Source organism: Streptomyces sp. NPDC031340 (assembly GCF_055569945.1).
On record NZ_JBVIIE010000013.1, the window covers coordinates 1 to 12,237 of the forward strand.

11 protein-coding genes are annotated in these 12,237 nt (G+C 71.7%); all 11 read right to left on the reverse strand.

Annotated features, from left to right (window positions below):
- Nucleotides 1-128: 128 nt before the first annotated feature.
- Entirely contained in the window at nt 129-983 is an 855-nt protein-coding gene (locus tag ACZ5GT_RS12025; protein WP_469019705.1) for a Pro-rich N-terminal domain-containing protein, read from the reverse strand.
- Between the two features lie 177 nt (nt 984-1,160).
- On the reverse strand, nt 1,161-2,804 hold the full coding sequence (aroB, locus tag ACZ5GT_RS12030) for a 3-dehydroquinate synthase (RefSeq protein WP_469019710.1): 1,644 nt from the start codon (nt 2,802-2,804) through the stop codon (nt 1,161-1,163).
- The gene (gene aroC / locus ACZ5GT_RS12035; protein ID WP_469019716.1) at nt 2,801-3,985 is read right to left on the reverse strand and encodes a chorismate synthase; all 1,185 of its coding nucleotides are present in this window, start codon (nt 3,983-3,985) and stop codon (nt 2,801-2,803) included. Before aroC ends, aroB begins: the two co-directional genes overlap by 4 nt.
- 166 nt (nt 3,986-4,151) lie before the next feature.
- On the reverse strand, nt 4,152-4,535 hold the full coding sequence (locus ACZ5GT_RS12040) for a hypothetical protein (protein WP_469019718.1): 384 nt from the start codon (nt 4,533-4,535) through the stop codon (nt 4,152-4,154).
- Nucleotides 4,536-4,583: 48 nt separating this feature from the next.
- Nucleotides 4,584-5,423: a shikimate dehydrogenase gene (locus ACZ5GT_RS12045; protein WP_469019721.1), complete on the reverse strand. Its 840-nt coding sequence runs from the start codon at nt 5,421-5,423 to the stop codon at nt 4,584-4,586.
- Entirely contained in the window at nt 5,404-7,257 is a 1,854-nt protein-coding gene (gene mltG / locus ACZ5GT_RS12050; RefSeq protein ID WP_469019724.1) for an endolytic transglycosylase MltG, read from the reverse strand. Before mltG ends, ACZ5GT_RS12045 begins: the two co-directional genes overlap by 20 nt.
- Before the next feature lie 125 nt (nt 7,258-7,382).
- Entirely contained in the window at nt 7,383-7,847 is a 465-nt protein-coding gene (gene ruvX / locus ACZ5GT_RS12055; protein WP_469020298.1) for a Holliday junction resolvase RuvX, read from the reverse strand.
- Between the two features lie 8 nt (nt 7,848-7,855).
- Nucleotides 7,856-10,528, reverse strand: a complete 2,673-nt coding sequence (alaS, locus tag ACZ5GT_RS12060; RefSeq protein ID WP_469019727.1) for an alanine--tRNA ligase — start codon at nt 10,526-10,528, stop codon at nt 7,856-7,858.
- Entirely contained in the window at nt 10,528-10,881 is a 354-nt protein-coding gene (locus ACZ5GT_RS12065) for a hypothetical protein (RefSeq protein WP_469019729.1), read from the reverse strand. Before ACZ5GT_RS12065 ends, alaS begins: the two co-directional genes overlap by 1 nt.
- A gap of 7 nt (nt 10,882-10,888) precedes the next feature.
- Nucleotides 10,889-11,368 (reverse strand): DUF948 domain-containing protein, encoded by a 480-nt coding sequence (locus ACZ5GT_RS12070; RefSeq protein WP_469019732.1) that lies wholly within the window; start codon nt 11,366-11,368, stop codon nt 10,889-10,891.
- Nucleotides 11,369-11,617: 249 nt separating this feature from the next.
- On the reverse strand, nt 11,618-12,232 hold the full coding sequence (rpsD, locus tag ACZ5GT_RS12075; protein WP_324788627.1) for a 30S ribosomal protein S4: 615 nt from the start codon (nt 12,230-12,232) through the stop codon (nt 11,618-11,620).
- Nucleotides 12,233-12,237: the final 5 nt, after the last annotated feature.

Here is a 12,237-nt window from a genome sequence, read left to right on the forward strand (position 1 = left end):
CTCTTCCCCCTTCTTTTCTCCAGGAGGGAGGACAGACACACACCCCAACCCCCCCCCCCCCCCCCCCCCCCCCCCCCCCCCCCCCCCCCCCCCCCCCCCCCCCCCCCCCCCCCCCCCCCCCAGGACGGCTACCAGTTCGGGGGGCTGGTGATCGCCCGCGCCAGCACCTCGTCCAGCACGTGGGCGGTCTGTGCCACGTCCAGCTGGGAGTTGTCGATGATCGGCAGTCCCGAGCCGTACCAGCCCGCCATGCGGCCGTGGATGCGGGCGACCTCCTCGTCGCTGAGGCGGCGGTTGCCGGTGCGCTCGGCGTTGCGCTCCAGGACGACCTCCAGGCCGGGCAGCAGCACCACCGGGAGCAGGCCGGGGCCCACGTGGCGCTTCCAGCCGCCGAGGCCGACGACCGGGCGGTCGGGGAAGACGGCGTCGTCGAGGATGCACGAGATGCCGTTGGCCAGGAAGTTGCGCGCGGCGAACCCGCAGGTGCGGCGGGCCAGGCGGTACTGCGCCTCGGAGTTGTCGTTCCAGCCGGACTGCGGGTCGGCGAAGCCGGAGCGGACCCATTCGCGCACGTCGTCGAGGCTGATGTGGGCGGTGGGGACCCGGCGGTGGTCGGCCCAGTACTTGGCGACGCTGGTCTTGCCGGCGCCCGCGGGGCCGATCAGCAGCACCGCGAGGATCGTGGTGGTCGGATCGGGCGCGGCGGTGGCGGGCGGGACGCTGGGCATGCCGACCGGGCCGCCGGGCGGCAGCGGCACGTGCCCCGTGGTCTCGGGGACCGGCGGGGCCGGGGCCTGGTGCGCGGCGGGCGGTGCCGCGGGCGGCGCGGCGGGGAAGCCCGGTGCCGGGGGCACGGGGGCCGAGCCCTGCTGGGGGGCCGGGGGGTGCTGGCCCGGGTGATGTGCGGCCGACGACCAGCCGGCGGCCGGTCCGTGCCCCGGCTGGTGGGGCGGCGGCAGCGGAGAACCCACTGCGTGCTGCATCCGGTGCCACTCCGTCTCGTACAGGCAATTGGCGCTCGCCGCGGGGCACGCGTTGCGCGGACCCCGCTCGCTACCGAACGGTACCGTCCCCCGCCGTCGTTCGGTGAAACGGCCGGGGACGGTGCGAAGTGCCCGTCGGGGACAGGGGATTTCGGGTGGCCGGTGTTCCGGCCGGGCCTACTGGCCCACTTCGCCGTACGCGGCGACGAGCACGGCCGGGTCGGGGCCCTCCAGAACGGTGGGCTTGGCCAGTCCGTCCAGCACGACGAAGCGCAGCAGGTCGCCGCGGGACTTCTTGTCGACCCTCATGTTCTCCAGCAGCTTGGGCCACTGGTCGTGGCGGTAGTGCAGCGGGAGCCCGACGGCCTGGAGGATCGTGCGGTGGCGGTCGGCGGTGGCGTCGTCCAGACGGCCCGCGAGCCGCCCGAGTTCGGCGGCGAAGTGCATGCCGACGGCGACGGCCGCGCCGTGCCGCCACTTGTAGCGCTCGTTCTTCTCGATGGCGTGGCCGAGGGTGTGGCCGTAGTTGAGGATCTCCCGCAGCCCCGACTCCTTCAGGTCGGCGGAGACGACCTCCGCCTTGACCCGGATGGAGCGCTCGATGAGTTCCGCGGTGTGCGGGCCGGACGGGCTGCGGGCGGCCTGCGGATCGGACTCGATCAGGTCGAGGATCACCGGGTCGGCGATGAAGCCGGCCTTGATGATCTCGGCGAGGCCGGAGACGTAGTCGTTGACCGGGAGGGACTCCAGCGCGGCCAGGTCGCACAGCACGCCCGCCGGCGGGTGGAAGGAGCCGACGAGGTTCTTGCCCTCGGCGGTGTTGATGCCGGTCTTGCCGCCGACCGCCGCGTCCACCATGGCCAGCACGGTCGTCGGGACCGCGATCCAGCGCACCCCGCGCAGCCAGGTGGCGGCCACGAAGCCGGCCAGGTCGGTGGTCGAGCCGCCGCCGACGCCGACGACGACGTCGGTGCGGGTGAAGCCGGACTGACCGAGCGCCTTCCAGCAGTAGGCGGCGACCTCGGCGGTCTTGGCCTCCTCGGCGTTGGGCACCTGGATGGCGACGGCGTCGTAGCCCTGCCCGGCGAGATCGGCGCGCAGCGCCTCGCCGGTCTCGGCGAGCGCCTCCGGGTGGATCACCGCGACCCGCTTGGCCTTGGTCCCGATCAACCCGGCCAGCTCTCCCAGGAGCTGACGGCCCACCAGGACCTCGTAGGGGTCGCTGCCCGCGCTGCCGCCGACCTGGATCCTTGTCACTTCGTTCGCCACAGCGTCCTCCGGCCGGGGGTCCGGGGGTTGCCCCCCGGGAGATGCAGTCAACTCCATTGCGTCCAGGGCGGCTTGGGTGACCTCTTCGGGCGTGCGGCCGTCCGTGGGCACGACGGCCGTGGCGACCTCCTCGTACAGGTGCCGCCGCGCCTCCATCAGCTCCCGCCACTGCTTGCGCGGGTTGACGGCGAGCAGCGGGCGGGCCGCGTTCAGGCCGGTGCGCCGGACCGCCTCCTCGACGTCCATCGAGAGGTAGACGACGCGCCGTCCGGCCAGCAGTTCGCGGGTGTCGGCGTCGAGGACGGCGCCGCCGCCGAGCGCGAGGACGCCGTCGTGCGCGGCCAGCGCGGTGCGCACGGCCTGCTTCTCGAGCGCGCGGAAGGCCTGCTCGCCCTCGTCGACGAAGATCTCGGCGATGGCGCGGCCCTGCTCGGCCACGATGTCGTCGTCGGTGTCCCGGTAGGCCACGCCGAGCCGCTCGGCGAGCATCCGGCCGACGGTGGACTTGCCCACGCCCATCGGCCCGACCAGGACGACCAGCGGCCCGCTCATCGGATCGGCAGGTGGTCGAGGTACGACCGCACGTTGCGGCGGGTCTCGGCCACGCTGTCGCCGCCGAACTTCTCCGCCACGGCGTCCGCGAGGACGAGCGCGACCATGGCCTCCGCCACGATCCCGGCCGCCGGCACCGCGCACACGTCGGAGCGCTGGTGGTGGGCCTGCGCCTGCTCGCCGGTGGCGACGTCGACGGTCTGCAGGGCCCGCGGCACGGTCGCGATCGGCTTCATCGCGGCGCGCACCCGCAGCAGCTCACCGGTGGTCAGCCCGCCCTCGGTGCCGCCGGAACGACCGGACGTCCGCCTGATGCCCTCGGGTGTGGTGACGATCTCGTCGTGCGCCTTCGAGCCCGGCACCCGCGCCAGCTCGAACCCGTCGCCGACCTCGACGCCCTTGATCGCCTGGATGCCCATCAGGGCCGCCGCCAGCCGCGCGTCCAGCCGGCGGTCCCAGTGCACGTGCGAGCCCAGGCCGACCGGCACGCCGTAGGCCAGCACCTCCACCACGCCGCCGAGCGTGTCGCCGTCCTTGTGCGCCTGGTCGATCTCCGCGACCATCGCCTTCGACGCGTCGGCGTCCAGGCAGCGCACCGGGTCGGCGTCCAGCTTCGTGACGTCCGCGGGGGTCGGGTACACGCCGCGCGGCGCCTTCGCCGCCGCCAGCTCCACCACGTGCGAGACCACCTCGATGCCGGCCGTCTCCTTCAGGTAGGAGCGGGCCACCGCCCCCAGCGCCACCCGCGCCGCGGTCTCCCGGGCGGAGGCGCGCTCCAGGATCGGCCGGGCCTCGTCGAAGCCGTACTTCTGCATGCCCGCCAGGTCGGCGTGGCCGGGCCGCGGGCGGGTCAGCGGGGCGTTGCGGGCGAGCCCGGCGAGCACCTCGGGGTCGATCGGGTCGGCGGCCATCACCTGCTCCCACTTCGGCCACTCGGTGTTGCCGACCATGATCGCCACCGGGGAGCCGAGGGTCAGGCCGTGCCGGACGCCGCCGAGGAAGGTGACCTCGTCCCGCTCGAACTTCATCCGCGCACCGCGGCCGTAGCCGAGCCGCCGCCGCGCGAGGTGGTCGGCGACCAGCTCGGTGGTGATCGGCACGCCGGCGGGGAGGCCCTCCAGCGTCGCGACAAGGGCGGGACCGTGGGACTCCCCCGCGGTCAGCCAACGCAGCCTGCTCAACGATGCTCCTCAGTGCTCGCGCCCTGGTACTGCCTTGCGTACGCGCGTCCTCGCGTACGGCGACGGCGCGACCAGGTGCGCGGTCCCGGCCCGCCTTCTCCGATCCTCCCACGTCCGGGCCCCGGACCCGGCCGACGGTCCACAAAGCGGACGCGAGCCGGTCAGGTCACGACCGGGCGGAGCCGTCCTGCGGGCGGGGCCGGGGCGCGTACGCGCCCAGATGATCGGCGCCGCTGCCCTGCTGCCCCGGTGCCGGCGCGTACGCGCCCAGGTGGTCCGCGCCGCTGCCCTGCTGCCCCGGTGCCGGCGCGTACGCGCCCAGGTAGTCGGCGCCCCGCCCCTGCCCGTACTGCGCCGCGGCGTGGATCGGCCGTCCCTCGCGCACCGCGCGCCGGAAGGCGAGCTTCCGTGTGAGCTTGACGACCCACGACGCGACGACCGCGAGCAGGACCAGGCCGATCACGGTGAACTGCACCCAGTCGGGCAGGAACCCGAGCAGGGCCTCGAAGATCTGGCTCTTGGCCGACGCGACGGACATGCCTGCGGACACGGAACGCTTCCCCTCCCCGGCTGCGCCCCCTGCGCGGCCGAGCGGATCCTAGCGGGCGGCCAGGGCCTGCTCGCCGGCTTTTCGCATGGCGGCGACGGGAGCCGGGCTGCGGCCCGTCATCTGCTCGACCTGCAGCACCGCCTGGTGCACCAGCAGGTCGAGGCCGCTGACGACCGCTCCGCCGTACGCCGACCAGCGGGCCGCCAGCTCGGTCGGCCACGGGTCGTAGAGCACGTCGAAGAGGGTGGCGGGCCGCTCGGGGACGGCGGCGGCGAGGGCGTCGGTGGTGCCGGCCGGGGTGGTGGCGACGACCAGCGGGGCGCGCAGCGCGGAGGCGGCGTCCGTCCAGTCCGCGATGCGCACCTGGACGTCGAGCCGCTTCCCCCACTGCCGCATCTCGGCGGCCCGCGCCTCGCTGCGGACGTGGACGACGACCTCGCCGGTGCAGATCCGGGCCAGCGCGGCCAGGGCGGAGGAGGCGGTGGCGCCGGCGCCGAGGATCGCCGCCGAGTCGACCTGCTCGATGCCGCGCTCGCGCAGGGCGGCGACCATGCCGGGGATGTCGGTGTTGTCGCCGAAACGGCGGCCGTCCCCGGTGAGGACGACCGTGTTGACGGCCTCCACGGACGCCGCCGTGTCGCTGATCCCGTCGAGCAGCGGGATGACGGCCCGCTTCAGCGGCATGGTCAGCGACAGTCCGGCCCACTCCGGCCCGAGGGTGTCCAGGAACCCGGGGAGGGCGGCCTCGTCGATCTCGAAGCGGTCGTACGACCAGCCGACCAGACCCAGTTCCCGGTACGCGGCGCGGTGCAGCACCGGGGAGAGGGAGTGGGAGATGGGCGAACCGAGCACGGCGGCCCGGCGGGCGTCACTGGCCCGTGCTGTCATTGAACTTTTCCTTGAGTTTCAGGAATTCCGCGTGGGTCCTGGCGAATTCCGTCTTGTTCACGCCGTCGGTCGCGACGAAGTAGTACCAGCCCTGGTGGGTCGGATTCATTGCGGCCTTCAGCGCGAGGTCGCCCGGATTGTCGATCGGACCCGGCGGCAGACCCTTGTTCGTATACGTGTTGTACGGGTCCTTGTTGCTGTTGATCTCCGACTCGGAGATGTTGATGTTGCTCTGACCCTTCGCGTAATTGAAGGTCGAGTCGAACTGCAAAAGCCCGTACGTCTCGGGGTTGGCGCGATCGAGGCGGTTGTAGACCACCTCCGCCATCTTGCGGTAGTCGTCCTCGGTCTTGCCCTCGGCCTCGACGAGGCTGGCCACGGTGATGAGCTGCAGCGGACTGTCCAGCTTGAGGGCCTCGGCCTTGGCGGCCAGGTCGTACGCGCGGTACTTCCGCGCGGCCTGGGTGACCATCGCCTTGAGGACCGTCTCGGGCTTCATTCCCTTTGCGGCCGGATAGGTGCCCGGGGAGAGGAAGCCTTCGAGCGGGTCCTTTATCTTGCTGTTGTCGTTCGCCCAGTCCGGCAGACCGAGGCTCTTGTACTTCTTCTGCGCGGCCTTTCTGGTGGTGCCGGATTTCAGCTCGAGTTTCTCGTCGATCGCCTTGTAGACGGCCACGTTCCGGTCACCCGGTCTGACCAGGACGTTGTTCTGGCTCTTGGGGTCGAGCATCAATTCCACGGCGCTCGCGGCGGACATCTGCTTCTTCAGCAGATAGGCGCCGGCCTGGATCTTGTTGCCCTCGGGGTTCTTCTGCTGCGCGGACACGAAGGCGTCGACGCTCTTGACGACGCCGGCGTCCTTCAGTCGCCGTCCGATCTCGTAACCGCCCGCGCCCTTGGGGATCTGGACGGTCACCTGCCCGCCGCTGCCGTCTCCGGCGTAGTCCGGCGCCGCGCCGAAACGATCCTGGTAGAACTGGTACCCGAAATATCCGACACCACCGACGCCGCCGCCGAACACCAGCAGCACCACCAGGCAGGCGCATCCGCTGCGGCGCTTCTTGGGCTTGCCGCCGCGGCCCCTCCGGTCGCCGCGGCCGTCCCGCGGGTCGTCGGCCTCGTCGTCAGCGTCATCGTCATCGTCGCCGCCGGCGAAGAACGCGTGCTCGCCCTGGTCGGGGCCGGGGTCCCAGTCGGTCTGCGGCTGGGCTTCGGCCTGCCTGCGGGCGGGCGGCTCCGGCGGCGGGTAGGCGTCCGGAGTGCCGTAGTGGTCGGGCTGGTCACCGCCGTACGCGGCGGGCTGATGACCATAGGCGTCCGCGGGGTCCGCCGGGTAGGGGACCTGCGGCTGCGCCGCACCCCAGCCGCCCTCAGCATACGGCTGCTGTCCCTGGCCGTTGTCGTATCCCTGCTGACCCTGACCGTCGCCGTACGCCTGCTGTCCCTGGTCCGGGTAGTACGGCTGCTGCCCCTGGTGCGGGTAGTGCTGCTGCTGGTCCTGGCCCGGGTAGTGCTGCTGGTTCTGGCCCGGGTAGTGCTGCGGTTCCTGGCCGTCGTACTGCTGTGGCTCCTGCCCTGCGTACTGCTGCTGGTCGTACTGCTGGTCGTACTGCGGGTAGTACTGCTGCGGCGGGTGACCGTATACGGCCTGCCCGCCGTCGTCCCAGTGGCCGTACTGCGTCTGCTGCGGCTGCTGCGGGTAGTGCTGCGGCTGGCCGCCGTGCGCAGCGTGGTGGCCCACCTGGGCCTGCTGCCCTTCCCATCCGCCGTCCCCGTACAGCGGGTCCTCGGGATGCCACGGTTCGGAGCCTGGGCCCCGGCCATACTCAGTCATCGATCCCCTAGAGCCGCGAGGCGGCGGTCAACGCGGCCCGGGAAGATCGGGTTCCCGTCCCGCCTCTCTCTGTGCTCCGGCTGTTCGAACACCGGCGCATCGCGCGGAACGTTACCGTATCGCGATCAGATGACCACTTCGACGCCCTCGCCGGGTGCTTTACCTGACACCCGTTCGGATTCCAGCGCCTGCTGAAGGATGATCACCGCGGCCGCCTGGTCGATGACGGCCCGGCCCTTCTTGGACTTCACGCCGGAGGCGCGCAGTCCTTGGCCGGCCGTCACCGTCGTCATGCGTTCATCGACGAGCCTGACCGGAACGGGCGCGATCATGCGCGCCAGTTCCTGGGCGAAGCCGCGGACCTTGACGGCCGCCGGCCCCTCGCCCCCCTTGAGGGAGCGCGGGAGGCCGACGACGACCTCGATCGGCTCGTACTCCTCCACCAGTTGCTTCAACCGGCGGTGAGCCGCGGGAACGTCCCGGCCGGGGACGGTCTCCACGGGGGTGGCGAGGATCCCGTCGGGGTCGCACGAGGCGACCCCGATACGGGCGTCCCCGACGTCGATCGCGAGTCGGCGGCCCCTGCGCATCGCTGGGCTCACTTGGCGGTTTCCGCCACGAGTCGCTCGACCGCGTCGACGGCCTCGCCGATCGCGGCCGGGTTCTGGCCGCCTCCCTGGGCGACGTCCGGCTTGCCGCCACCGCCGCCGCCGAGCGTCTTGGCGGCGGCGCGGACCAGGTCGCCGGCCTTGAGGCCCCGCTCGCGGGCGGCCTCGTTGGTGGCGATGACGGTGAGCGGCTTGCCGTTGTTGACCGTGAACAGGGCGACCACGGCGGCCCGTCCGCCCTGGATGCGGCCGCGCACGTCGAGGACCAGCTTGCGCAGGTCGTCGGGGGTGGTGCCGTCCGGGACCTGCCCGGTGACGACGGCGACCCCGCGGACGTCCTTGGCGGACTCGGCGAGACCGGCGGCGGCCTGGAGCACCTTCTCCGCGCGGAACTTCTCGATCTCCTTCTCGGCGTCCTTCAGCTTGCCGAGCATGGCGGAGACCTTCTCCGGCAGCTCCTCCGGGCGGCCCTTGAGCAGTTCGGTGAGCTGGTTGACGACCGTGTGCTCACGGGCGAGGAAGCTGTAGGCGTCGACGCCGACCAGGGCCTCGATACGGCGCACGCCGGAGCCGATGGAGGACTCGCCGAGCAGCTTCACCAGACCCAGCTGGGCGGTGTTGTGCACGTGCGTGCCGCCGCACAGCTCCTTGGAGAAGTCGCCGATGGTCACCACGCGGACGCGCTCGCCGTACTTCTCGCCGAACTCGGCGATGGCGCCCTGCTTCTTGGCCTCGTCGATGCCCATGACGTCGGCACGGACGTCGAGGTCGCGGGCGAGCACCTCGTTGATCTTCTGCTCGACGTCGGTCATCACGGCCGTCGGGACGGCGGAGGGCGAGCCGAAGTCGAAGCGGAAGCGGCCGGGCTGGTTCTCGGAGCCGGCCTGGGCGGCCGTCGGGCCGAGGGCGTCACGCAGGGCCTGGTGGGTGAGGTGGGTGGCCGAGTGGGCGCGGGCGATGGCCTTGCGGCGGCGGTTGTCGATGGCGGCGTGCGCCTTGGCGCCCACCGTCACCTCGCCGACCTGGACGACGCCCTTGTGGACGTAGACGCCCGGCACCGGCTTCTGGCAGTCGCGGACCTCGATGACGGCGCCGGAGTCGGTCCTGATGCGGCCGGTGTCGCCGATCTGGCCGCCGCCCTCGGCGTAGAACGGGGTGCGGTCGAGGACGATCTCGACCTCGTCGCCCTCGGTGGCGGCCGGGGAGGACAGGCCGTCGACGAGGATGCCGACGACCGTGGACTCGCCCTCGGTGTCGGTGTAGCCGATGAACTCGGTCGCGCCGGCGGCGTCGGCGATCTCGCGGTAGGCGCCCAGGTCGGCGTGGCCGGTCTTCTTGGCCTGGGCGTCGGCCTTGGCGCGCTCCCGCTGCTCCTTCATCAGGCGGCGGAAGCCGTCCTCGTCCACGGAGAGGCCCTGCTCGGCGGCCATCTCCAGGGTGAGGTCGATCGGGAAGCCCCAGGTGTCGTGCAGCAGGAACGCCTTGTCGCCGGGCAGCACGGTCTGGCCGGCGGCCTTGGTCTCGGTGACGGCGGTGTCGAGGATGTTGGTGCCGGCCTTCAGCGTCTTGAGGAAGGCGTTCTCCTCGGCGAGGGCGACCTTCTCGATGCGCTCGCGGTCGGTGACCAGCTCCGGGTACTGCTGCCCCATCATGCCGATGACGACGTCGATGAGATCCTTGACGACCGGGCCGGTGGCGCCGAGCAGGCGCATGTTGCGGATGGCGCGGCGCATGATGCGGCGCAGGACGTAGCCGCGGCCCTCGTTGCCGGGGGTGACGCCGTCGCCGATGAGCATGGTGGCGGTGCGCATGTGGTCGGTGACCACGCGCAGGGAGACGTCCGAGCCGTGGGCGTCGCCGTAGGCCACACCGGTCAGCTCGGTGGCCTTGTCGATCACGGCCATGGAGGTGTCGATCTCGTACATGTTCTGCACGCCCTGCAGAATCATGGCGAGCCGCTCCAGGCCGAGGCCCGTGTCGATGTTCTTGCTCGGCAGGTCGCCGAGGATCTCGAAGTTGTCCTTGCCGGTGCCCTCGCCGCGCTCGTACTGCATGAAGACGAGGTTCCAGATCTCCACGTACCGCTCGTCGTTGACGGCGGGACCGCCCTCGGCGCCGAACTCGGGGCCGCGGTCGTAGTTGATCTCGGAGCAGGGGCCGCACGGGCCGGGGACGCCCATGGACCAGAAGTTGTCCTTCATGCCCAGGCGCTGGATGCGCTCCTTGGGCACGCCGACGACCTCGTGCCAGATCCGCTCGGCCTCGTCGTCGTCCTGGTAGACGGTGATCCAGAGCTTCTCCGGCTCCAGGCCGTAACCACCCTTGCCCTGGGGCGTGGTGAGCAGCTCCCAGGCGAGCTTGATGGCGCCTTCCTTGAAGTAGTCGCCGAAGGAGAAGTTGCCGCACATCTGGAAGAAGGTGCCGTGCCGCGTGGTCTTGCCGACCTCTTCGATGTCGGGCGTGCGCACGCACTTCTGCACGCTCGTCGCGCGCGGGAAGGGCGGCTTGACCTCACCCAGGAAGTAGGGCTTGAAGGGAACCATGCCGGCCGGGACGAGGAGCAGAGTCGGGTCGTCCGCGATGAGCGACGCCGAAGGGACGACGGTGTGCCCGCGCTCCTCGAAGAAGCTCAGCCAGCGGCGGCGAATCTCGGCCGACTCCATCAGTGGTCCTCATTCCGGTTGTACGAGTACGTCTGGTACGTCGTGTCGTCGACGTGCTTCGGATTGCTGCGGTTCTCGATGGCGGGGTAGCGCCGGGGCGCCGGCAGTTCGGGATTCGCGTCGATCCCGAGCGCGTCGCCCAGTTCGGCCTCCCGCTGCGCCATGTTGTCGCGGACGTCGAGCGCGAAGCCGACCGCGCGGTCCTTGATGCGGTGACCCGCGTCGAGCGCCTTGTTGGCCGCGGTCACGGCGAGGCTCTCCGGGCTCAACTGCTTCAGCTTGCGGTTGACCTTGGTGGTGGCCCACACCCCGGCGGCCACGCCTGTGGTGAACCAGAACGTACGGCGGAACATCCCTGACCTAGTCCTTCTTTCCGCGGAGATTCTCACGGAGGTTCTCGCGGACGTTTCGTCTGCCCCGCCGCGCGGCCGGGACGGTGCGGCCCACGATCACGGTACGCCTCGACGTCCTGGCGGGCACGTCCTCCTTGCCGCCGCCCAGGGCCCGGCGCACCCCGTAGCCGAAGGCCGCGACCTTGACCAGCGGGCCGCCGAAGGTGGAGGCGACGGTGGTCGACAGCGCCGAGGCGTTCGCCGTGACCTCCTGGACGTCGGAGGCGATCGCGTCGACCCGGTCGATCTGGGTCTGCGCGGAACGCACCGCCGCGGAGGCGTCGGCCAGCAGCGGGACCGCCTGATCGGTCACGTCCGCCACGAGCTTGGTGGTCGCCTTCAGCGTCTGGGCCAGCCTCACCAGTGCGGCGGCGAGGAAGGAGACCAGGATCGCCCAGAAGACGGCCACCAGGATCCCGGCCACCTCGCCACCGGACACCGTGTGCACCTGCTCCCTGAAACGTGCCTGAACATCGGGAAAGTCGTACCGAGCCTATCGCGCCGGGGGCGCCGCTCCGTACCGGTTTCCCGCTCGCGGGAGGGCAAGTTGCGCGGCGTGCGGCGGCCCGCGGGCGGGCCGGCCCGGGAGACGCGGGAACCTGCGGTCGCGGGGGCCCTGGAGACGCAGGAACCCGCCGCCTCGCCCACCCGGAGAGGTGGGGAGACGGCGGGCTGAGGTGCTACGGCCTGCCGGTGATCAGCGGGCGTAGTACTCGACGACGAGCTGCTCGTCGCAGATCACCGGGATCTCCTTGCGGTTCGGCTCGCGGTCCAGGCGGAACGCCAGGGCCTTGAGGTTCACCTGGAGGTAGCGCGGGGTCTCGCCGTCGGGGGCGAAGCCGCCCTCGCGGGCGATCGCGAAGAGGGTCTTCTCGCGGCTGCGCTCGCGGACCATCACGACGTCGTCGGGACGGACGCGGAACGAGGGCTTGTCGACCTTCTGGCCGTTGACCTCGATGTGGCCGTGGACGACCATCTGGCGGGCCTGGTAGATGGTGCGGGCGATGCCCGAACGCAGGACCAGGGCGTCGAGACGGCGCTCGAGCTCGATGATCAGGGCCTCACCGGTCTTGCCCTGAACCTTGGAGGCACGCTCGTAGGCGCGGACGAGCTGGCGCTCGGACACGTCGTACTGCGCGCGCAGACGCTGCTTCTCGAGCAGACGGACCTTGTAGTCCGAGTTCTGCTTGCGGCCACGGCCGTGCTCACCCGGCGGGTAGGGGCGGGCCTCGAAGTACTTGACGGCCTTCGGGGTCAGCGCGATGCCGAGCGCACGCGACTTCTTGACCTTGGGGCGGGACTGGTTCGCCACTGTCT

What these genes read in the sequence shown, in the direction of transcription:
- ACZ5GT_RS12025 (WP_469019705.1), bottom strand. Translation starts at nt 983, where the DNA reads ATGCAGCACGCAGTGGGTTCTCCGCTGCCGCCGCCCCACCAGCCGGGG.
- aroB (WP_469019710.1), bottom strand. Translation starts at nt 2,804, where the DNA reads ATGAGCGGGCCGCTGGTCGTCCTGGTCGGGCCGATGGGCGTGGGCAAG.
- ACZ5GT_RS12045 (WP_469019721.1), bottom strand. Translation starts at nt 5,423, where the DNA reads ATGACAGCACGGGCCAGTGACGCCCGCCGGGCCGCCGTGCTCGGTTCG.
- mltG (WP_469019724.1), bottom strand. Translation starts at nt 7,257, where the DNA reads ATGACTGAGTATGGCCGGGGCCCAGGCTCCGAACCGTGGCATCCCGAG.
- ruvX (WP_469020298.1), bottom strand. Translation starts at nt 7,847, where the DNA reads ATGCGCAGGGGCCGCCGACTCGCGATCGACGTCGGGGACGCCCGTATC.
- alaS (WP_469019727.1), bottom strand. Translation starts at nt 10,528, where the DNA reads ATGGAGTCGGCCGAGATTCGCCGCCGCTGGCTGAGCTTCTTCGAGGAG.
- ACZ5GT_RS12065 (WP_469019729.1), bottom strand. Translation starts at nt 10,881, where the DNA reads ATGTTCCGCCGTACGTTCTGGTTCACCACAGGCGTGGCCGCCGGGGTG.